Source organism: Blautia sp. HA8986 (assembly GCF_056504635.1).
Genome location: NZ_JBWLUQ010000001.1, coordinates 758,228 through 781,355 on the forward strand (window position 1 = coordinate 758,228; position 23,128 = coordinate 781,355).

The window sequence follows — 23,128 nt, forward strand, 5'->3', positions numbered from 1 at the left end:
CAAATCTTTCGCGATTTGTAACTGATATGTAAACGTTAGTGTGATTACCAGAAAACAGAGACGGTAGTTCCTTTTCCCGGATTGCTTTCAATCTTCAGTTGGAAATCGTGCAGTTCTATAATTTTCTGACATAAAGAAAGACCGAGCCCTACACTTCCTTTTGCCCTGGAACGAGATTTGTCTACCATATAAAATGGTTCCGTCACCATTTCCAGATCCTCTTTTGGTATTCCCTTTCCAAAATCCTGAACCATCAGATGGTCTGGGGTTGCCTCAAGCACAATTTTAGATTCTTTCCTGGAAGCTTTGACTGCATTATCAATTAGATTTGTCACTACACTTATCATTAAGTCCTGATCAAACTTCTTTACCAATTCTTTTGGTTCACAAAATACATCAAGAGAGATGTTTTTTTCTTGAAGCCTGCAATCAATGAGTTCTTTTACTTCTTTCAGGAAATTATCCACCTGTATTTCAGCTGGATTGAATGAGTCTTCCGAAGCTTCGTAGAGTCCGGTTAATTCCAGCATTTTCATAGAAAGTCTTGAAAGCCTGCGACATTCATTTTCAATATAAATCAGAGCTTTCTCCTGCCTTTCCGGGGTTAGGCGCACAGTAAGCAATGTATCTGCATAGCCTATGATTGCAGTCATTGGGGTTTTCAGCTCATGAGCCAGACTTCCAATAAGCTGTTTTTGTGTCCGGTTTATGTTAGAAAGACTTTCAATTTGTTCTTTTATTTTACCTGTCATAAAATTAAAGGTTGCACCTATCTGCGCAAGTTCTGTATTTCCCTCTGACGGTACTTTAAAATCATAAATACCTTCAGAAACAAGAAGCGTAGCTTCTCTTAGGCTTGTAAGCGGTGCTGTGATTTTTCGAAGGCTCAAATAAAGGATAATTCCCATCACCACGATCAAAGATAAAGTAAATCCACCCGTCTGAAAAAACAGCAGATGACTTTTTTCTATTACATCTGTTATATCTTTATAAGTAACAATCTGATATCCCATATTTACATTGCCATAGTAAAATAACAAAAGTGTCCTTCCATTTATCTGACTGATCATAGGGCCATGACCATCACTGTTGCTGCCATGATCCACCATGTTTGCCTTACTTTCACATAATTCTCTTAACTTTTTTACATCGAATTCATAAACAGTTCCATTATAGATCATTTTTCCATCAAGATATAAAACAGCGCTGTCATGAAAAACCTGCCGAAAAGCATAAGTAACTATTTGGGGGCGCATTTCGTTGTCGGCATTCTGTTTCTGATTGTCAGAAAGGCTTGTTTTATTTTCAAACTGTAAGATATTTGTTCTGAATATACTGCTTTCATAACTGTTGATATTCTGTATACTCTGATTTTTCCAACAATAAGTGGTATAGAGAAAGATCCCTGACGATACCAACAAAATGATACATGTAGTTTGAGAAAAGATCTTTATTAAGAGTTTCATAAATCCACCTCAAGTCTGTAACCGATTCTAGGAATTGTTTTAATCTTATCCTGCCAGCCAAGCTTTTTCCTGATACGACCCACATGGGCATCCACAGTTCTTGTTTCTCCGCAGAACTCTTCATTCCACAGTTCCTGCAGAATCTGATTCCTGGTCAGTGCTTTGTTCGGGTTTTTGGCGAACACCATGAGACAGTTATATTCCATTGGCTTTAAATAGATTTCCATGCCCATTTTTGTAACAGTACGACTAGCAGTATCAATGATGACATCACCAATTTGAATCTGTTCTTGTACAGTGCCATTACGTTCCAGTACTTTTTCAAGACGGACCATCACTTCCAGCATTTCAAATGGTTTTACAATATAATCTTCTGCACCGTCTTTTAATCCCTTTATCTTGCTCGCGATATCTCCCTTTGCGGTAAGAAATATTACGGGGATTTCATACTGCTTCAGTTTCGGTAACAGGCTATAGCCGTCTCTTCCGGGAAGCATGATATCTACAAGTGCACACTGAAACGCATGATCTTGAATAATTGCTTCATATGCCTCATTTCCATCCAGATATCCTACTGTTTCATACCCTGCAATCTCCAGATTCATACATAGCAGGTCATTGATTGACATTTCGTCTTCTATCACAAGAATTCTTGCCTTCATAATTATTACCTCACATGTTTTTATAAATATCTTTTCACAGGTTAATTATACATTAAATTCTGTATTGCAGTTGTAACTGATTTGTAACAGCAAAAAAGGAAACCAAAACCATTCTGCAAAATAGTTTTGATTTCCTGTATAAATCGTTATTTTCTGATCGTTTATAACGCTGATGAGAACATTTATTATTATTTTTACTCCATTCCAGAATCATTCGAAAGAGAGACAATGCAAATACAAAAATTATTAAAATCACTAGAATTTTCATACGTAGCCTGATTCCCTTCATTTACCTTTATCAGATCGTGTCATTCAAATCACATCCACTGATGATGCGATTCCATAAATTCTCCCGCTTGTCCATTCCTTTGGTAAAATAGGGAAGTCTTTCCTCTTCCAGCTCTTCCAGACGAAGCACATTTCCATTCAGATAATTATCAATCCGGTATCCTGTACTTTTAAGTCTTGTAATTACGCCACCAATTTTTATATCCAGAATCTCATAACCAAATGGCTTTGCATCGTTCATCCAGATTTTTTCTCTTGATGATTTCATATCTGTCAGATTGCAGATGATTCCAGGAATAACATTCTGACTGATATCTTTCAACGCTGCTCTGTCCGATCTGTCATATGCTGATTTTATGCACATGCCCAAATCGGCTTTATCAGCTAATACCGCCGCCAGTTTTTCATAAAATGAAAATAAAAGCTGATATTTTCCTGTTTTTTTTGCACATTCCTTCATACATTTCTGTATGTTTTGGTAGTAAGATTTTGTATTGACACCTGATTCTTTCACATGATAATCAAAAATGCCTAACATTGGATCCTGGTATAACAGATATTTTGAAGGATTTTGAGCCTCTTCATTCTCTTTCGTATTTAAGAATAAGGAATCAAAATTGTCAAGTGCCATAAAATCATCAAATTCTCCGCCTGTGCAGTTCCTGAACTCCTGCTTAAGGATTGTTTCGTCATAGTCTCTGTGAAAATCAAGGTGTGCAAAAAGTACAAGTCCCGGAAGCAAAGCATCCATCGGGGTTTCTGCACCATTATCCATCCATGCTGTACAGAGAACCTCTTTTATATTGTATTTTTTACAAGTAGAAAGAGCTGCTTTGGTACACGCATAGGTCTTAGAATAATTGGGGGAAATTCCGTTCCAAATCCAAGAACCTCCTGCAAAAATAACGTTATCCGAAAGCTGCGCATGGATATCCAGTATTTTTTCATAGGTTCTGGTATCATCATGATAATAGTCCCAATATACTAATCCTAAATCTTTTTTCGGTTTTTCCCATTTGGAGCAGTCCGTATTTTCGGGCAGATCATAGTATCCGCCTGTAGAATTTGCTGTAATGTACATGTCACTCCATATCATAGGCTTTAATTCTAATTTTCTGCAAATATCTACGACCCTGTTACAATGTTCCCTGATTATCAGTGACCCTTTTTTATATCCATTTTCTTTTAGATAATTTCCAAGTCCCAGCATGACAGCCTCATCCATTCCAAGATGTACCCTGTTGGTAGAAAAATTCTCTTTTACTGAGCTGAGCAGCTTTTCAATAAACTGATAAGTTTCCTCTTTTTCAGGCTGGAGAATGTCCGCAGAATCACGAATCTTATCCATTCCCGCCCACTTCAGCGCATTGTGCAGGTGAGCCAGGGTCTGAATACACGGAACAAGCTCTACCCCAAACATGGAAGCGTAAGCATCCAGCTCTTTTATTTCGTCCTTGGTGTATTTTCCTCGATAAGCCCCAAAATAAGGCTGCCCCTCTACTTCATAGGTATCTTCTGTATAAAGCATGAGTACATTCATTCCAAGTTTTGCCAGTGTCTTGATCAGGAATTTCACCTTTTCAACTGTAAATACAGCATTTCTGGAACAATCCAGCATAAGACCGTTTCTTTCAAAACAGACATGCTCCTGATATTGAAATTCATCCTCTTTCATATGATGTATGGCATAATTAAGTGCGCGGTAATAATGAGATATTTCCTGACAGATGATATGAATCTGGTTTTTTCTTTTATTGATCAATATTTCTGGTCTGTCCTGAAATTTAACAAACAATTCTATGTTTTGGTTGAAACCGTCCTTTTCAGCGAGCAGTATTTCAGTACCTTTTTTAATAGTATTATATTCTTTCTTATCAGATGAAAAAACAATGTTCATACGTATTCCTCTTTCTTTAGGAATTCTGCTCTTCTTAATAAATTAATCTTTTTAGCAGAGCATCCCCTGTCAATGTTCTATTTTATTCGTTTGTAAATAATCGGCTCATCATAACCAAAAGTTCTTTTCCCATTTACTTCCATGGACTCTGATACTTCCAATTGATTTTCAGTGAACTTTTCATGCAGAGAAAATTTCAATACGGGAGAAAACATACTTACACTTCCGCCTTCCCATGTATCACTTGATTTTCTGAAAAATGTAGGAGTAAATTTTGCAGAACACTTTAGCTGATCATAGTCGGCACCTTTGAACATTTTGTAAGTAAAATTCTTTTTATCATATCCTTCCGGTATCTCATAAGAAATAAGTTTTATTGAATTGCTTTCTTCCATGAAAAGAAACAAATGTGAAGAAGATCGGGTAGTTCCCTGTACAGAATAATAGCTCTCTTCAATCATAAATACGCCTTCGAAACCATTTGGGAGATTTGCAATTCTGGAATTACATATTGTATTGATATGCTTTGCATATGGATACTGTGGATTTGTCTTACTTATTTTTTCAAATTGATCCTTATTATCAAATTTTCCATTCAACAGCGTAACAAAATTTATCAAGTCAGCCATAATCTTATGCCTCCATAATTTTTATCATATAGTTTTCATTCACTATACACCTTCCATATAAAAGATTCCATGTACAAAATAAGGGAATATATAAACAAAATGCATCAGTTAACAAACATCGGCAGAGAGGCATATCATTGTCCAATTGATATGCCCCTCTTTGTCTGAATTACTGTTCCATTTTATAAATTTACGCATAATATTTCGTACCACACCCTGTTTCTATGGCTGAATCAAGCTAATAAGAACGTTACTGTTAATTGTGTTTATATCTACTTAAGGCACGAATCAGTTTTTCTGACTCCAGTGGTTTGGTAAGATAATCGTCCATTCCAGACTTTAGTGCTTTAGTCTTATCTTCTGTAAAAGCATTGGCGGTCATAGCTATAATCACAACAGCAGATGCATCACTTCTGTTCATTGTACGTATTTCTCTGGTAGCTTCCAGGCCATCCATAACTGGCATCATAATATCCATCAGAATTACATTGATCGCACCAACACCTGATTTTGCAAATGCTTCAACAGCCTCCTTACCGTTTGAAGCCCTTATAATTTCTGCTCCTGCATTTGTCAGAAGGAATTCTGCAATTTCCATGTTCAATTCATTGTCTTCGGCCAAAAGGATTCTCATGCCTTCAATTGATACATCATCTACCTGTGTTTCATAATAGCTGAGCAGTATCTCTTTTTCTTTATTATACTTGACAGCATTACTTATGATGTTCATAAGGATTCTTTTTAAACTTTAATCACAGCACTTTTGCATGCTCTGTCAATGTGTTTGTTTCCATAAATAAATTTTTCTTTGTACCCATTATATGGTTCCAGTATTGATACGTCAATCCCATTAATGTGCCTTCTCTTCTTCACTCTTTGTGAAAGGAAGAGATTGCTAGCTTTTACCAATCGCTCTTCCACTTCCACATCAAGTCTGCTTTGTTCTGGATTACCGAAATGGTGATCATGCGCCAATCTGATACTGTTGACAATGAAAAACAGGAGCCAGCTGCATTACAACTTAGCTCCTGTCCTGTACATCTTGAATATAGAATTAGTAAAAACAGATTATCGGGACATCATACTGAATAAGACTATAAAGCTGTCCGGCATTTTCTGGTGGAAGATTGATGCATCCATGAGAACCACCTGTAAGATATCTGTCACCACCAAAGTACGGCTGCCAGTCTGCATCATGAAAGCCAATTCCTCCATTGAATGGCATCCAGTACGTTACCGGCTGTTCATAAGAGTAGGTTCCATTTGCTGTCATTCCACCTCGCAGCACGGACGGACTGCTCTTTGAATTCAGTGTGAATATTCCAGGGGGTGTTTTTCTGTCCGGGTCGCTTGGCAGTCCGGATACGATTTCTGATTGAAAAATAATATTTTCATTCTGATAATACCACATATACTGCTCTGTAAGATCTACCTCTATATATGTATCTCCGAGATCATTGATTCCGTGTGCATTTGCCCTCATAGAATACACCGGTTCCCTGGTTGTCTGGGTTCCTGACTGAATTTCCTGCATGAGCTGTGCTACTTCCTTGTCCTGATCAATCTTCCACCCATAGGCAGAACCATATACATACACAGTCCTTCCGCTCGTGGTCTGAAATTGTCTTTCAGTGCCAACTGTATCATGATCTGCTGCAAGCTGTGCCACATAATCCACTACATGCTGCCGGAAGGCTTCATCATTCTGGAGCAACTGCCTTTTCTCGTCAAACTGTAGCCAGTTTTTGATGGTATTCCCATCGAGTGTTACCGTTTCGTCTCCAAATGTATATGTGATATTTGCTTTTGTCAGGTTCTTATATGTATTTACCATATTCTGAAGTTCTGAACTTTCTTTCGTCACATCTGCTTTCTTATAAGCCTTTGGATCACTTTCCAGATCTACCTCTGCCGCATCGTTATCGATTGCCCTGCATATCATCTGATAAGCTTCTTTGGTATTTAATTCGTTGCCTTCCGTTTCTGGCACAATAGTGAATTCTGAGTTAACAAAACTTACATACGCATTTTCCGGTGCTATCTGATTCTCTTTTTTCGCACAATTTAATGAATTTACCTGTTCTTCCAGTTTCTCCCGGCTGAAAAAAGTCTCTTCTTGAACCATATAGTTTTTTGTTTCAAAAAGACTGCCGATCCATTCCCATGATTTCTGAGTTTTCAGCAGCTGGAGAACCGCACCGCTAGATACGTATTTATAATCAATGTCTTTTCCTGTAATGGCCTGCGGGTCCTGCATTCTTGCCCTTACCTGAATAGTATAGTTCTCCTTTTTCCCAGCAATCTCCTGCTCAACCTCATAAGCTGTCTTATTTGAACTGTCAATCCCATTGATGGTCGTCCCATAAAAGAAGTGATATGAGTAATAATAAGATATACCTGCATACATACAACAGCCTATAACAAAAATCATCAATATGATCAATATTACAATTTTCTTAATTTTATTTTTCTTCTTTTCTGAAAATATAATGGATCTGAATTCCGATTTATCCATCGGCACATAAACAACTGAACCTGGTCTTGCCGATTTTGTGGTTCTCATTGATTGCCCTATCACTTCTTTTGGTCTCATGTCTTATTTATCTTTCTTTGAATCAATTAGTTTTTTGCATTGTCACTGTCAAAATGTAATGTCTTATGGTACTTTGCATTTTCCTCCAGAAGTTTTTTCCATTTCTGTCCGTCTTCTTTCGTAGGATTATCAAAATTCTGCTGCCCCTTCAGTTCATCCATATACTGGATATAATCCAGGAAATAAATATCTACTGTCGAAATATCCCTGTCCTGAATTGCGAAGTTATTACAGTTTCCAGTAGACTCATTATATGGAAGTGTGTTTCCGTTGGCATCAAGAGCTACCATGAAGCAGTCACTGTTGGATCCTTCCTTATAAAGTTCATTTACCGTCAGTTCATACGGAGAACGAATTACGGATTTGAGTCCGATACCTGCATCGTTTGTATCATTCAGTTCCATTACTTCTGTCCGGGTATCATCTACCGTAACCGGGATATCGAAACTCCAGTCACCTTTATATTTGTAGTAACCGGCATCCCTTCCATATTTTTCATCATCTGCTTCTGACCACTCATAGTCTGCTTCCAGCCCTCTTACCTTCGTGATATCCAGATGCAAGTTAAAGGTATCTGGAATATCAATTTCTTTAATGTACTTCTGATATTCTCCACCACGTTCAGACAATTTATTGATAAACTCTTCCAGTAGCGCATAACCTTCATCCGTCTGATCATCTAAGTCCGCCTGAGTTATTCCCATCTCATCCATTACCTGCTGTGTCATTTCATCGTATTTCTCATTATATTCCGTATAGTCTTTTGCCGCCTCAGCAAGATCATAACGGAAAATGCATGCATAGGTGTTGTCATCCAGAAACTGTCCTTCCACCTGACCGTCGATCACCGGACTAGCCTCTGGATTAAAGTCCACACCACCAGTCATATCCAGATCAATGACCGGTGTTCCACTTTCCGCCCTGGTTTCCGTTTCTGGAAATGGCTTATCACTCTTAAACTGCATAGTTATATAGACCGCCTGGCTGTTGGCATATACCTCAGAACATGTAATTGTCAGCCCATCTGCTGTTTTAATGTAAGCATTCTCACTAGTGGCATTACCTGTCTTGTCCCCATCTGCTTCACTGCCATCTGCCGTTGTTCCATCAACGGATTCCAAGGTTGTTGCATAATCCGAAAAATCACCAAAGAAACTTACATTATCCTGCAAGATTTCAAAAAGCCCTCCTACAACCGGGATATTCTTTGCCATTACTGGATTGGTTGCACAGAATATAACTCCAACCGCCAGTACCGCTGCCATACCTCCTGCTACCCTGCCTCCGATTTTCATCCAGTGGAATGGATCCCTTGGTGCTTTTTTCTGAGTAACCGTATTATTCTCAATCAAATGATATGCCTGATTGATATGTTCATGTACAATCGCCGGAATTTCAGTATCCTTTTGCATTTTTTTCTGGAAATCTTTCTCATTATTATTTAGAGTCATCATTAGACACGTTCCTCCTTAATTTTATATCCATATATCTCTGCGATTTTTTTTCTTCCACGATGAAGGCGGGATTTCACTGTATTTTCTGGCAAATCCAGGATATTACTGATTTCCCGGATATTAAATTCCTCCATGTAGTACAGAATAACAACCAAACGATATTTACTATCCAATGGTTCTAATGCCTGTAAGCATTCTATTGTCTCATATTCTTCATGAAAAGGTGTTTCTGGAATTTGATCCATAAAAGTAACCAGTTTATTCTTTTGTATGACATCTTTACATTTATTGATCAGGATGCGTATCAGCCATGTTTTAAAGTATCTGTTCTTTCTTAGACTTCTTAGATTTTCATAGCAGGAAAGGATCGTATCTTGTATTGCATCTGCAACATCTTCATCATTTTTCAGATATGCTGCTGCAATCTTGTACATACTCTGTACATTTTCATCCATGAGCCTGCAAAAAGCATCCTTGTCGCCTTTCTTCGCTTTTCGTACCAAAACCTCATTCATCATAGTTCCAATTCTCCTATCTCAGACCAGTCATCCGGAGTATACTATAGAAGCTTCATTTATGTGCTCCTACTTATTAGACGTGCGAATCCCTAAAAAGGTTGCAAATATTTTTAAAAAAATTATCTCAGATAAAAACACCCCCGAAATCGTTCAAATTTTATGATCATCAGGTCCTATTAGGGTATAAAAACAGCCGTACCATGTGCGTTTTACATGATACGGCTGTCAATAATTCTCATACCCTCAGGATAGATTAATTGAATCGCCACACTAAATGCTTCCTATACAGATCGGCAGCTATTTTAATCTCCTGTACGATTTTCTCTCTATCCTGTTGTTTTCCCATCTATCTTTTCCCAATCATCACTATAATATAAAAACAGCACCGGACAACTTTTTGTTATCCAGTGCCCATAATCTTAAAAAGCGGTTTTATGCTGGCTGTCAGCCGCGACATCCTTCCGAACGTCTAAAATGTCGCCGGTATCATTAAGTCCCCGGCGCGGACTCACCGTATCTCCCTGGTGTGGGCGTAATACCCTTCCGAGTATCAAATAGTCCCAGTAATTACCCTGCCCGGGCACAGTACAGCTTTTACGTGCCGCTACACGAAACCTTTTGGTTTAACTATATTATATGCGATACCCTAAGAAATATCAATAGTTTCTGGCAAAATCGATTGGCTATATTTTATTGTACCCCATTACTTACCACTGTCTATGATTTCCAGGCCCTCGGGACAGATCAACCAAAAATCATATCCTCTGTCACATCAGGTCTTAAAAATATTGTTTTTGAAATTCCATTACATTCCAGCGTTACTTTCTGCTCCCGGGAAGAGCAGAGGCGAACCCTGTGTATCCTGCCATCTCTCCATTCGAAATCAACTGTGATGTCACCCTGTACCTTCATTCCTCGGACATTTCCGTCTTTCCATTCATCCGGAAGTGCCGGAAGTAACAGGATATGCCCTTTCCTGCTCTGGATAAGCATCTCTGCAACCGCAGCTGCAAAGCCAAAGTTCCCATCGATCTGGAACGGTGGGTGTGCACACAGCATATTGGGATAAATGCCGCCTCCCACACAGGAAATATTTTCCTCCCTGGTATAACGGAGCTGGTTTTTCAAAAGCCCCAGTGCATGTTCCCCGTCCCGGAGTCTGGCCCAGAGGCATACTTTCCATGCCATACACCATCCGGTTCCTTCGTCCCCGCGCCTTTCCAGAGCCACCCGGCAGGCTTCCAGAAGCTCCGGGGTTTTTTCTGTGATCAGGTTTCCGGGATAAAGACCATACAGATGGGAAACATGGCGGTGATGGATCTCTGTTTCCGGATAATCCAGGAACCATTCCCGGATCTGTCCAAAGCTTCCCGTCTTAAATGGCGACAGTTTTGAAAGTACCCGTTTTACATCCGCTGTCTCTCCCTCTATGCCTAGGATGTTACATATTTTCAGGTAGTACCCAAACAGTTCTTTCAGGATGCTGATATCCATGGTGGATGCCATTCCCACACTGTGGGATTTTCCATCTTCTCCACAGAAACGGTTTTCCGGGGAAGTGGAAGGCCCGGTAACATAGTATTCCCCATATGGGAACAGGAACCCAAGATAGAACTTTACGGCTCCCTCGATCATTGGTTTTCACGCACCAGCATCGTTGACTGTTTCTGCAGGAAATCATTCCGCTGATTGGTTACTTTCTCATACACTCTTGCCACCCTGATCCGCTGCTTCTCGCGGTTATGGGAATCTTTTTGTTTTCGGGAAAGCCTGCGCTGTTCTCTTATGAGTTTTCGCATTGAGCGTTCCAGATATCTGGGATTTGATACCGTATTTCCATTACTGTCGGAGTAGAACGCTTTGATTCCGACATCAATCCCTATCGTTCCGCCAGCATTTGAGCATGGTTCCGGTTCAAAATCAACATTTAAAACCGCAAAATATTTTCCAGCCGGTGTGTGCTCAATGATCACGTGATTAATCTTTTCCACTTCCATCGACTGCCGTATTTTAACAAATCCAAGTTTCGGAAGTTTGATATATCTTCCCACAATACGGATATTATCTTTTTGATTTACCGTTCTGTATGACTGGAACCGGTTATGTTTACTTTTGAAGGTTGGATAGGAAGCCCGTTTCTGAAAGAAATTCACAAATCCCCGGTCGAGATCCCGCAAAGACTGCTGTAATGCAATGGAATCTGCTGCTTTCAAAAAGGCAAACTCCTCTTGCTTTTTCAGTTCAGTCAGCATGGCGGAAGTCTGGGAATATCCGATCTTTTCCCCATTTTCATAGCCTTCCTTACGTATGGCAAGTCCCCGGTTGTAGATGAACCGGCAACATCCCAGGGTCTGATGGATGAAGTTTTTCTGTTCTCTGTTCGGGTAGATTCTAAATTTAATTCCTTTTTGCATTATCCCATCTTATCCTTTTGTCTCTGCGATGTTTCCTGGTTTTCAATATACTGTTTTACTGTTTCCAGCGGAGCACCGCCCACCGTCGATACAAAATAGCTGTTTGTCCAGAGAGTCAGCATTTTCATTTTAAGATAGGGAAATTCCTGTCTTAAAATTCTGGACGTATAGCCTTTAAATGACTTTACAGCTTTGTGGATGCCAAACTGAGGATCTACTTCCAAAAGCATATGAACATGGTCTGGCATGCTCTCCATTTCCAGAATGTCTACAGAAAGATTTGCAGCATACTCTGTGAGCAGCTCCTTCAGCCGGACGTCCACACCATTAATTAATACTTTTCGTCTATGCTTTGGACACCATACTACATGGTATTTACAGGAATAGACGACATTGTTGTTTGATTTATATGTTGTGTTCATATTTGTATTATGCTATGGTTCATTAATTAATACAATTACTATTTTGTCCATCTTCAATTACTTGCATAAATTCGATGGACGCGTCTTATATCCCCATAGCTGAAGCAGGGGGTTTTACGACGCATTGGATAATATTACGATACTTTTTTTACCTTAGAATTAATGGACATAAAGCCTGCTTCAGGATGTCGCGGATAAATATTCTTATACCTGTAAGTACTCAGCACGATTCCCATGAGTCCATAAGAAACTATGATACAGCTTCCTCCGGCTGAAAAAAACGGAAGAAATGTTATTGATTGCGGAAATACGCCAAGATTCTCAAGGACATTTATCAAAAAACTGATGAGAAATACAATTCCGCACCCGCATCCCATCATCATACCCAGCTGATTTTTCTGTCGCAACGCAGTGTTAAAGACTGCAAAAATCAAAACCGCAAGAACACAGCACAAAAGTATAGCTGCAATTATTCCATATACAGATGACAGATAGGTCAGAATGTAATCCGCGTTAAATGCTGGCAGGATTCCCGTTACATCTGATTTGCTTTTCCCGATCAGCTTATTTTGTCTCCAAAGTGAATGCAACATTTTTGTGAGATAATCTGTTTCGCTACCGCTGGAAAACATCGCCTGTATGCGCGCAATTTGATATTCCGCCAGCCTGTTTCTCAGGTACATACCCAGGAAAGCTGCTATGGGCGCGGTCAAAAACACAGCCCAGATTCCACAGATAGTTCTTTTCTTTCTGACAGTAAATTTCAGATTTGTATTTCCAGCATCATATTGTATTTTCCCATTCATAATCTTCTAAGATAAGGCCTTCAAGATTAAGCAAACAACTCGTAGTTTTACTATGATTCCATTTATTAGCTCCCGTGTTTACTGTAAAAAACACATTCTTTTTTGCTCTTGTAATTCCAACATATAAAATACTCAGTTCTTCTTTAAATGCTTTTTTTAATGATTGAGCATATGTAAATTTGCAATAATCAAATCCTTCATTGCAACTATTTGCTTCCTTACAAGATCTGCACATATGAGAACTTGGAAAAGCGAAACCATTTAATCTAGGAATAATTACATATTCCCATTCTAGGCCTTTCGCCGCATGTATAGTAGTTAAAACAACTTGTTCGTCTACAAATTCCATCATATGTTTTAATCCTTTGTTTCCTAAAATGAAATCAATATAGTCATATTTATCTCTTGAAGTTCCACTCACTTTTTTCGATTCTACAAATAAAATTTCTAATAATTTATACATTGATTCAAATATATATTTTTTTGATTCTTGTTGATATATTTCATTTCTTCTGGCATCAACAGCCAATAAACAATTCTTTAGATTTCGCTGAACAGCTTTGCCTAAAACATTATTATGAAATTCTTCTAATGCTATATTATAAAAAGAAATATATTCGGGATCAGTTTCTTTAAATAACGCATTAAAATACAGAATGCCTTTTTGATCTAAAATTTGAGCAACTGAATTGCCTTGCCATCCTGCTCGTACCAGAACCGCAACCTTATCTTCTTTAGTTGAAACAATCTTTTCTATTCCCTTTACAATAAAATCATCTTCTTCATGATCGCTCTGTAAATTTTTCACAAGAACTAAGGCTTTTAAATGCGATGGCTGAAAATTTTCTACACAATCCCTTATAAATAAATCTAAGGCTTTCATTCGATTGTTTTCTCTAAAACGATAATTATTACAAAATTTAATCTCTATAGCTGGATAGGTTTCAATGATTAAATTGAAAATACCATTTACAGCACCTAAAAAACCATATATTTTTTGAACATCATCACCTAAAAAAATAATCATATTATTGCCAATTAATTTTTTTATCAACAAATACCCTAACAGATTTGTATCCTGAAACTCATCTATAATAATCATCTGATAATATTGTTTATAAAAAGAAGATATTTGCGTTTCACGCAGTAATTTAATTGCAGATATTACAATTCCATTATATGTAATTACATGATTTGTTATTAGCTTTCTGTTCAAAATATCCCAGTAATCATCCAATGCAACAATCAGATTCTCTTTATTTGAGGCTTTAACCGCATCATTTACTTTTTTCAATTTATCACTATCAGCACTTGTAATAAATGTATTCAAAAGAGGACTATCTTCGTCTACAATTTTGAAGTCCGATAAATGAATGAATTCACCATTAAGGCAATATCCATGTTTAAAGAGAATTCTCATCGCAAAATTGTGATAATTGGCAACATCCACTTTAGCTAAATATTTTTGGATGTTTTCCACCAATTCTGGTAAAAGTGCTTTTAATGAATCTTTTATTTTCATTGCCGCATTTACACTAAATGTCATTGCTAAAATTTTCTTATTCGACAAAATATGTCCATTACTTAATTCTCTAGCAATTTTACTCACCATTGCTGTTGTTTTTCCACATCCAGCTGGTGCTGTAACAATTATTCTATTTTCATCCGAGAAGATGAACTTTAATTGCTCGATATCTCCTGCATGTTTTTCTTTAATAACATTTTCTGCCTGCATTATTTTACCTCTTTTATTAATTTATTGATAATTTTCTCAAAAGCAGGCGGAATAACTGTAACATATCCCGCTAAAACTGCACCTTTAGCCGCATTTTTAGATTGCTTTAATTTTTGAAGTTCTCTATCTTTATTCTCCACCATAATTTTCATTTGTAAGGTATCATCTATTTCAATATTTGCTGGATTTTCTACAAATTGTCCAGGATTAAAATTTAATCCCTCCCTTCTCAAAATCGGAATATATGGTTCTACTCCTGATAATTCTTTACAGCTTTTTAAATAATCAGTCAATTTAAAATTGTCATATACATCTTCTTCATAATCATTCGCTTTTGTAAAATAGATATCTGGTTCAGAACTATAACTTTCTTTCTTATCCTTGTCTATTAGCGCGATAGATTTTATTCCAAAAGATTTGTAAAGTGCCATACATCTTTTAACACTGTCTGCTCCATCTAGCTTGATAACTCCGATTCCTCTCTCATCCATATCGAGGCCCATACGTTCAGCAAATACCGGAATTGCCCCATTTTCAGTGTCTCCTTCTACAAAAATAATACATTTGCTAAACATAGCCTCTTTTAAATATATAAAATTATGAAGCATATGCTTATATAATTTATCATCAATCACAACATTCATACCTGAAACAATTTTTAATTGCGAATCAGTTCCTGTACTTTTATATAATCTTATAAATTGTCTGTAGTTGTCCAATAAAATATTCGGTGAATGTGTAGCTATAAAAATCTGTCCTGTTAATCCATCTATATCAAACAAATCCTTTAATAAATTTAAAAATTCTTGATTATTATTTTCAATCAATGCCTTAATTTTTCTAATCAAACTTCGCTGCCTATATGGATGCTGATGAACTTCTGGCTCATCTAATACTAAGAATAAAGGAAAGAGTTTTTTTCCATCTCTGTTTATTAATCGTTCTTCAAAATCTTCAGGTTTCCTTGTCGCCTTAACGTTATAAATTATTTCAATAATTTGTAACAAAATATTAAATGCATATTGAACCCCTTCGCCCAGTGAGCTTAATTCTCGTCCATTCTCATCTCCCAAGCCTAACAATCTACATACAAGTTTATCTACTTCTGTTTCAACATAAGCACTTACACTATCCCCTGTAATCGTATTTATTTTTTTTATTTGTATGTTCACATTTTTAACAATGTTCTTAAGCTTTGTTTTCTTAAGAATATCTTTTTCTTGTATTTCAGATTGTTCCAAGCTATGTTGAATAAGATAATTCAATACTTTTCCTGAACCGCTTGTTTTTCTAAAGTCTACTTCCTTTGATGGCATCCTTTGTGCATAATAGTACAATATATTCATAGTCCGTATGGTTGCCATACCAATTTTGGTTTGATTTGGCGTATCGTGATAATAATTTATCCTTTCATCGACAGAATCTTGCACTGCAACTAAAGTAATTGAATTACTGTCATCTACATCAAAATTATCTTCAAAATATCCGATTTCTTCATTTGAATATTTAACTTTGAATTTAATTTTAATTGGTAATGTGATATCCATAAAATCGGTTTCTGCAAATTTCCCGATTGCCAAGCAGATGTTTATCAATTCTAATATATTGGTTTTACCAATATTATTTTCGCCAATAAGAAAATTTAAAGTATCATTAAACGTTATTGTCTTTCCGGTCAAATTCCGATAATTATTAATTTCTACTATTTCACTTATATACATGACATTATTTTGATGTTTTAAAATTTAAACATCTTTTCCTTCCTTTAATCTTCAGTTTTCTGATTCCCATTATAGATTTATAATCATATATTATATCCTATTTGATGGACATAGAAAACATAAAGGAATAAAAAGTATTCACAAAAACCTTATATTTTTAATATAAGGAAAGATATCCATGCTTTGTCCAGCTGTTTGCAGGTCTCTTGCGCTGTCTGTGACGGAAGTTGTCTGTACCACAGATCTCCTTTATGCTCTTTTTTCTGATAATACCAGTCAGGATACTTTTCCCGCCCCAGTTCTTTATAATGACGACGTTCATAGTTGCAGACATTCCAGAGTTTGGATGCCTGCATAACACATATGCACTATGATATTGGAATATTCTGGTAGGATTTTTGCATATGTTCTGCGTGACAGCAACATTCTTACTTCGAATATGAAACAAAGAATTTATCATACCAGATAAGGAATGTCAAAACTGTCCAGATTTTACGGCTGTTATCTGCCTTTTTCTCTTTGTGCTCTTTCAGAAGTAAAAGAAGCTTATCTGTATGAAAAAACTCTTCTGCTTCTTTCGAGGTAAATAACTCCTTTACCATCTGATACCAGTCATCCTGCCGCAGCCACACACGGATTGGAATTGGAAAACCAAGTTTCCTACGTTCATCGGTTTCCTGTGGAAGAAATTCTGAAACAGCTTTACGGAAAATATATTTGGTTGTACCCGCTGCAATCTTGGCTTCCTTCGGAAGCTTTGCTGCAAAGTCAAAAACTTCTTTATCCAGAAATGGTACCCTGACTTCCAATGAATGTGCCATGCTCATTTTATCTGCTTTCTGCAAAATATCGCCAGGAAGCCAGTATCTCAGATCTACAGACTGCATTTTTTCCATGTCTCGAAGTGATCCTCTGTTTTCTGACTCAAGTTCTTCAAAAAATGGTCTTAAATATTCCTGTGTGGAAGGTCCTGTTACTTTATTTTTCAAAATCTGCGCTTTCTCTTTTTCACGGTAAATATATGCATTTCCGATGAAACGTTCTTCCACTTTCATTCCTGCACGGATAAGGAAATCTCGTCCCTTCACATCCGGCAGCTTTGCAGCCAGTTTTCCAATCACACGTCTGACACCAAATGGAATCCAGGCAATTTTTTTCAATGATTCCGGTTCTCTGTAAATATTATATCCACCGAAAAGCTCGTCTGCTCCTTCTCCGGAAAGAACAACCTTGACATGACCTGCCGCCTCTTTTGAGAGAAAATAGAGTGCAACGGCAGAAGCATCAGCAAGGGGCTCATCCATATGATACATAACATCTGGAAGGGCATCCCAGAATTCCTGCTTGGATATGATTTTCACATGGTGTTTCAAACCTGCTTTTTCTGCCACTTTGGCAGCTTTGTTTACTTCACTATATCGGTCTCCCTCATCGAATCCCACTGTAAATGCCTGATCTGCACCAGAGGAAGAAGCCAGATAACCGGAATCCACTCCCCCGGATAAAAACGCGCCGACTTCCACATCACTTAACATATGGTGCTCCACTGAATCCTTTAAATTCTCTGCAAGCTGATTCCGCAGCTGCTCCATATTCGTCTTACGGTCCCATTGGCCTGGTGCAAGCTTTGTTTTGAAATAAGTCTTTATCTCATAGTTTCCGTTTTTATATAAAAGCATATGACCTGGCATAAGCTTATAAATCCCCCTGAAAAAAGTTTCTTCCAGAGGGGAATATTGAAATGACAAATACTGCTCCAGTGCCTTCTGATTTACTTTCCTTTCATAGCCTGGAAATGCAAGGATACTCTTAATTTCAGAAGCAAATACAAAGTGTCCATCTATTTCGGCATAGTACACAGGCTTAATTCCAAAATAATCCCTTGCAAGCATCAAACTCTGCTCCTGTTCATTCCATACAGCAAATCCAAACATTCCCCTGAGCTTATCCAGTGCCTTCTCCCCATACTGCTGAATAGTATTTATCAGAACCTCCGTGTCAGAATGGGTACAGAAAGAAATGCCGAAAGCCTCAAGTTCTGCCCGCAGTTCCTTATAATTATAGATTTCTCCATTAAAAACAATATGAAGGTTTCCGTCCGCACTTTCCATAGGCTGCTGCCCATCTTCTAAATCAATAATACTAAGTCTTCGAAAGCCCATCGTGATCTTCTCCCTGCAAAAAGAGCCCTCACTATCCGGACCCCTATGCTCAATGGCTTTCATCATCCTTTCAATTACTGTCTTCTGATCCTGTCTGTAACCTGTAAATCCACAGATTCCGCACATTTTATCCTCCGTATCTATTTGATGTAGTTTATACGCTGCAACAACTTTTTTACCACAGGTAAATCCCACATGGCCACATCGTAATCATAGTGGTCTGTGAGTCTGTGCCTCAGCTTGTGTTCTCCCTTCTTTTTCTACTTTTGTAGAAATCATCTCTAATTCTACATCTGTAGAATCAAAAAGTCAATCTTATTTTCTACAATTGCAGAATCTATGTCATATATTTGATTACCCGTCATGACATACCCCAATGACTCAGTTCTTACAGATTTTCAAACGGTGTGAATGCCTCACCGCTGATAAAATGAAAAGCCGGAAAAACGGTCTTTTGTTACAGAGCCATTTTTCCGACTGTATGGTTACCTATATTTAGTCAACTACCCATTACCTAAAGGTAATGGGCTTGGCAGACTTAGCCAAAAAGAACCGATATCAGTCTTGCAAAGACCTTGTATCGGTTCTTTTTGTATCTAATTATGGGAGGATTTTTCTGTATCACCGAAAAAACTTTTATCCCCGCACTTCAAGCCACTGGTCAATGTTCCCAAAATGTACCGCCTGCAGGTTATCTACATCAACCAGTTGCGGGAAGCTGTTTCTGATGATCAGGACACCGTTTTCCTTATCCTGTTTTTCTCCACCGCCAGCGATGCCTCCCATGGTCCTATCAAGTGTTAAAACCGTTCCATCTTTATAACGCACCTGGTCAATACTAGTTCTGGCATAAAGATCCATGCCATAGTCCGTACCTGCGTACTCAAATTTGTTTTTTTCATCTTCATACACCTTCATAGCTTCATCATAATCAAGATATAATGACCATAAAAGGGGCGTTACTTCCATTTTTTTCACTGTAATTTCATAACCTCCAAAATCACATTTCCGGTTCACTTCTAGAGTTGTCGGAGGCTTTACTGCACCCAGGGTCCATTTAAAATCCCATGTTCCATCTGTAATAACAGTCGTATCATAATCTCCTTCCTCCGTAAGATTCTTTAATGTGATTTCTACTGTTTTATTACTCAGATCATAATCACCGTCATAGGATATACAGGCGTTAAAATATTTAAGATGTGCAGAATTTTGATCTGTTTTCAGTAACACATCCTGTCCTACCCCAGTATTGAAACTTCCAAATCTGTTATCGTCCACTGCATATACTTCCTTTCCATCGATCTTAAAATGTGTCATCTCCTCAAAAGAAGTATGATCAGTCATAGAAATACTGTCATCTGTTTTCACTTCAAAAAAAGCATACAGAAATCCCTGGTCCTGAATAGAATCTGTCAGGGTAACCGTCACACCATTTTGTGTTACAGACTGGTCTATATTCTGAATATAAGTTGATTCCTGCAGTGTCTCCTGCTGTTCCTCCGATGGCTCCAGTCTTTTCACCAGGTAATCATTCCATTTAAAGAACTCTTTTGCAGCCACAGTAACAGCCATACCAGTACAGATTACTGCTGCTGCAATCAGTAATCGTCCACTGATTTTTTTTCTTTTGTATTTTTTATCAACTGAATCCGCCTGTTCAATCTGTTTTAGTGTATCTTCAAATTTATTATGAAAATCCTGTGGTACTTCCGGTGCGATATTATTCCATTTCTTCTCTAACATGACATTTTCCCCTTTCCTGTTATTCTCTTTAATTGCTTGCTGTTTTTCCCAGTTGCCGGTCTTTTCTCTTCTTCGGATAACTGCACCTTCAAAGACTCTCTTGCACGTGAAAGTCTGCTTTTGATCGTTCCTTCCGGAATATCCAGAGACTCACTGATCTCTTTCAATGAAAATCCTTCTAAATAATACAATGTTACCAAAACCCTCAGATCCTCCGGAAGTTCCATAATCGCCATATACAAATGACTGTATCTGTCCTCCTCAGTCATTTTCATATTGTCCATATATTCTTCATATGGAATAACATTTTTTCTTTTCCGAAGAATCCCTTTGCATTCATTGATCAATATCCTTGTGATCCATGTTCGGAAATATTTTTCTTTCTTTAAAGTGGGAAGTTTTTCATATGCCTTAAGAATTGTTTCCTGCACAGCATCCCCACAATCAGAGTCATTCTTCAGAATGGACTTTGATATATGATACAGCATGGCTTCTGCATCCCGAACCTCCTTAATAAATACATCTTTTGTCATAACTTTGTCTTCTCCTTTTGTCCAGCTGGATTACTACTCATGTTTACTTTTACACTAATTAGATGCATCGGAAAGGAAATCGGTTCTCATCAAAGTATTTTTTTCCGTTGCCTCTTCCATTGCCAACGAAAGATCCACTTTTTTTAATCTCTGTCCTGTTTGTGCTTTTTATGTAATTCCGTAATATATTCCTCAAGCTTCTCTTTGTCTTGCTCTTCACAGGCGACCAAAACCAAACACTGCTTAGATCAATCCGATATGCTTTTACTGTTTTCTGCCCCGGTTTCTCTGTATATGTGCAATGAAAGATGAGATACTTTATCCCCATTCCAGACAGGTACGCAGAGCATGACTCTCACAAAGCAGTGTCCATTCAGATAGTTGGAACCGTTGTGTGCGGCTCAGTATAGATAATATCAGCAGAAATAAGGTATCTGCTGTCGGAACAGAAAAAGTTTCAAAATAGATCAAAAAATATTGCTGAAGTCTGCCTATCAGTGTTTTTTCGCTGTATAATGTTTTTGCCGTACAGGGTCACTTTCCTTTGTAATGTTTTATGCCAAATTCATTATACATCAGGAAATCCTGTACGATATTTTTTTATAAAAAAGTTGTAAAGTGGTGTATCAATATCATAATTTTCTAAAATTGAAACTTTTTGCGCTTTGACAGGATATATAAGAATGTAAAGGTTAAAAGCTTTTAATTTTTGAAAATATTAAAAAGAAAGTAGGATTGATATGACAGATGAAGAAGAACTTTTGCAGCGTCTCAGGAACAGAGAAAAAAATTCAATAGATGAAGCAATCCGAATTTATACGCCGTATTTGAGTACTGTTTTGTATCATATGGCCGGCAATTCACTGACGAAAGAGGATATTGAAGAAATTGTGGCAGATGTGTTTGTTGTACTTTGGAAGAATACCGGGAGGATAGATTTACAGAAAGGTACATTACGGTCATATCTTGCTGTTGTTGCCCGGAATTTTGCTCTGAAACGGATAAACAGAAAGATGGATCATACATCTCTTGAAGATATTGAACTGTCAGATGGCAAAAATTTCATGGAAGAGAATTTTCACAATAATTATGTATGGGAAACAGTTATGAGCCTTGGCGAACCTGACAGCGAGATTTTTGTAAGGCGGTATAAATTTGATGAAAAAATCAAGGATATTTCAAAAGCAATGGGACTTAATATTTCTACAGTTAAGACCAGACTTTCAAGAGGAAAAAGAAAACTCAGAAAAATGTTATCGGATGCGGAGGAAAAATTATGAGAAGAAAAAATTTGCTTAAAGAATTGGGAATACAAAAACAGGCAGATATTTCCTGCAATGCTCTTGATATTGATACAGAGAATGTCAGACAGAGAGTTTATGCAAAACTTGACTTCGCAGATGCAGAAAGGAAGCAAACGACTATGAGATCAAAAAAGAAAATATTACCTTTGTTGATAGCTGCAACACTTACAATTGGAGTTACTGCTATGGCAGCAACAGGAAAGATTTCAATGTGGACAGGTTCATCTGCATCACGTGCTGATTATACATCTCTTCCAACGTCAGAACAGATTACAAAGGATATTGGGTATAGACCGGTATTGATTGATACCTTTGAGAACGGGTACTGCTTCAAAGAGGGCAATATTATAAAAAACAGTTTTAAGGATGGCAATGCAAATGTAATTGAGAATTTTAAATCTGTGTCCTTTGATTATCAGAAGAATGGAGATGTTGTATTGTTTGAACAGCAGAAATTTAACTCAAAACTTACTCCGTCAGGTGATATTATTGCCACTGTAAATGGAACAAATTTGTATTATGTACATTATATAAATAAAGTGGTATCAGATGATTACGAATTGACAGAACAAGATAAAAAAGACCAGTCCAGTGGAAAAGTTGTATTCAGTTACGATGACAGTGCTTCTCAGATTGAAGTCAGTCAGGTTCAAAGCGTTAACTGGAATAAGGATGGCATCCAGTATGATTTGCTGCAAATAGATGGAAAATTATCTGCCGGAGAACTTGCAGATATGGCGAGAGAGGTTATTAATAACAGAAGATAAAGAAAAAAGATGGT

At 37.5% G+C, this 23,128-nt stretch carries 20 protein-coding genes; 2 read left to right on the forward strand and 18 right to left on the reverse strand.

The features are described 5' to 3' along the window. Nucleotides 1-44 precede the first annotated feature (44 nt). The 18 genes from AC04Q4_RS03465 to AC04Q4_RS03550 form a co-directional block, all read right to left on the reverse strand. The gene (locus AC04Q4_RS03465) at nt 45-1,013 is read right to left on the reverse strand and encodes an ATP-binding protein (RefSeq protein WP_476388501.1); all 969 of its coding nucleotides are present in this window, start codon (nt 1,011-1,013) and stop codon (nt 45-47) included. Nucleotides 1,014-1,462: 449 nt separating this feature from the next. After that, nucleotides 1,463-2,128, reverse strand: coding sequence for a response regulator transcription factor (locus AC04Q4_RS03470; protein ID WP_005423065.1), 666 nt, complete (start codon nt 2,126-2,128; stop codon nt 1,463-1,465). 298 nt (nt 2,129-2,426) lie between these two features. Then, nucleotides 2,427-4,313 (reverse strand): family 20 glycosylhydrolase, encoded by a 1,887-nt coding sequence (locus tag AC04Q4_RS03475; RefSeq protein ID WP_476388502.1) that lies wholly within the window; start codon nt 4,311-4,313, stop codon nt 2,427-2,429. 77 nt (nt 4,314-4,390) lie between these two features. Continuing rightward, a complete protein-coding gene (locus AC04Q4_RS03480) occupies nt 4,391-4,942 on the reverse strand; it encodes a hypothetical protein (RefSeq protein ID WP_476388503.1) in 552 nt (183 codons plus the stop codon). Between the two features lie 256 nt (nt 4,943-5,198). After that, nucleotides 5,199-5,672 (reverse strand): response regulator, encoded by a 474-nt coding sequence (locus AC04Q4_RS03485; protein WP_476388504.1) that lies wholly within the window; start codon nt 5,670-5,672, stop codon nt 5,199-5,201. A gap of 11 nt (nt 5,673-5,683) precedes the next feature. Beyond that, nucleotides 5,684-5,869, reverse strand: a complete 186-nt coding sequence (locus AC04Q4_RS03490) for a hypothetical protein (RefSeq protein ID WP_005423080.1) — start codon at nt 5,867-5,869, stop codon at nt 5,684-5,686. A 127-nt stretch (nt 5,870-5,996) separates the two neighbouring features. Beyond that, nucleotides 5,997-7,349, reverse strand: coding sequence for a L,D-transpeptidase family protein (locus AC04Q4_RS03495; RefSeq protein ID WP_476388505.1), 1,353 nt, complete (start codon nt 7,347-7,349; stop codon nt 5,997-5,999). Between the two features lie 212 nt (nt 7,350-7,561). Next, nucleotides 7,562-8,989: a DUF4179 domain-containing protein gene (locus tag AC04Q4_RS03500; RefSeq protein WP_476388506.1), complete on the reverse strand. Its 1,428-nt coding sequence runs from the start codon at nt 8,987-8,989 to the stop codon at nt 7,562-7,564. Beyond that, a complete protein-coding gene (locus tag AC04Q4_RS03505; protein ID WP_476389080.1) occupies nt 8,989-9,504 on the reverse strand; it encodes a sigma-70 family RNA polymerase sigma factor in 516 nt (171 codons plus the stop codon). Before AC04Q4_RS03505 ends, AC04Q4_RS03500 begins: the two co-directional genes overlap by 1 nt. A 747-nt stretch (nt 9,505-10,251) precedes the next feature. Further along, complete coding sequence (locus AC04Q4_RS03510) at nt 10,252-11,142, reverse strand: glycosyl hydrolase family 95 catalytic domain-containing protein (protein ID WP_476388507.1); 891 nt, start codon at nt 11,140-11,142, stop codon at nt 10,252-10,254. Further along, nucleotides 11,139-11,921, reverse strand: coding sequence for an RNA-guided endonuclease TnpB family protein (locus AC04Q4_RS03515; protein ID WP_476388508.1), 783 nt, complete (start codon nt 11,919-11,921; stop codon nt 11,139-11,141). Before AC04Q4_RS03515 ends, AC04Q4_RS03510 begins: the two co-directional genes overlap by 4 nt. Next, nucleotides 11,921-12,343, reverse strand: coding sequence for an IS200/IS605 family transposase (tnpA, locus tag AC04Q4_RS03520; protein WP_476388509.1), 423 nt, complete (start codon nt 12,341-12,343; stop codon nt 11,921-11,923). Before tnpA ends, AC04Q4_RS03515 begins: the two co-directional genes overlap by 1 nt. A gap of 134 nt (nt 12,344-12,477) precedes the next feature. Continuing rightward, nucleotides 12,478-13,149: an FtsW/RodA/SpoVE family cell cycle protein gene (locus tag AC04Q4_RS03525; RefSeq protein ID WP_476388510.1), complete on the reverse strand. Its 672-nt coding sequence runs from the start codon at nt 13,147-13,149 to the stop codon at nt 12,478-12,480. Beyond that, nucleotides 13,127-14,884, reverse strand: coding sequence for a UvrD-helicase domain-containing protein (locus AC04Q4_RS03530; protein ID WP_476388511.1), 1,758 nt, complete (start codon nt 14,882-14,884; stop codon nt 13,127-13,129). Before AC04Q4_RS03530 ends, AC04Q4_RS03525 begins: the two co-directional genes overlap by 23 nt. Continuing rightward, nucleotides 14,884-16,605: an ATP-dependent nuclease gene (locus tag AC04Q4_RS03535; RefSeq protein ID WP_118197852.1), complete on the reverse strand. Its 1,722-nt coding sequence runs from the start codon at nt 16,603-16,605 to the stop codon at nt 14,884-14,886. The genes AC04Q4_RS03530 and AC04Q4_RS03535 overlap by 1 nt, the downstream gene beginning before the upstream one ends. A gap of 428 nt (nt 16,606-17,033) precedes the next feature. After that, on the reverse strand, nt 17,034-18,893 hold the full coding sequence (gene asnB / locus AC04Q4_RS03540) for an asparagine synthase (glutamine-hydrolyzing) (protein ID WP_476388512.1): 1,860 nt from the start codon (nt 18,891-18,893) through the stop codon (nt 17,034-17,036). 510 nt (nt 18,894-19,403) lie between these two features. After that, entirely contained in the window at nt 19,404-20,510 is a 1,107-nt protein-coding gene (locus AC04Q4_RS03545) for a DUF4179 domain-containing protein (protein ID WP_476388513.1), read from the reverse strand. Then, nucleotides 20,504-21,043, reverse strand: a complete 540-nt coding sequence (locus tag AC04Q4_RS03550; RefSeq protein WP_476388514.1) for a sigma-70 family RNA polymerase sigma factor — start codon at nt 21,041-21,043, stop codon at nt 20,504-20,506. Before AC04Q4_RS03550 ends, AC04Q4_RS03545 begins: the two co-directional genes overlap by 7 nt. A gap of 740 nt (nt 21,044-21,783) precedes the next feature. Here AC04Q4_RS03550 and AC04Q4_RS03555 point away from each other — a divergent pair. Both AC04Q4_RS03555 and AC04Q4_RS03560 read left to right on the forward strand, forming a co-directional pair. Further along, on the forward strand, nt 21,784-22,323 hold the full coding sequence (locus AC04Q4_RS03555; protein ID WP_476388515.1) for a sigma-70 family RNA polymerase sigma factor: 540 nt from the start codon (nt 21,784-21,786) through the stop codon (nt 22,321-22,323). Next, a complete protein-coding gene (locus tag AC04Q4_RS03560; RefSeq protein WP_476388516.1) occupies nt 22,320-23,114 on the forward strand; it encodes a hypothetical protein in 795 nt (264 codons plus the stop codon). Before AC04Q4_RS03555 ends, AC04Q4_RS03560 begins: the two co-directional genes overlap by 4 nt. The last annotated feature ends 14 nt before the right edge of the window (nt 23,115-23,128 follow it).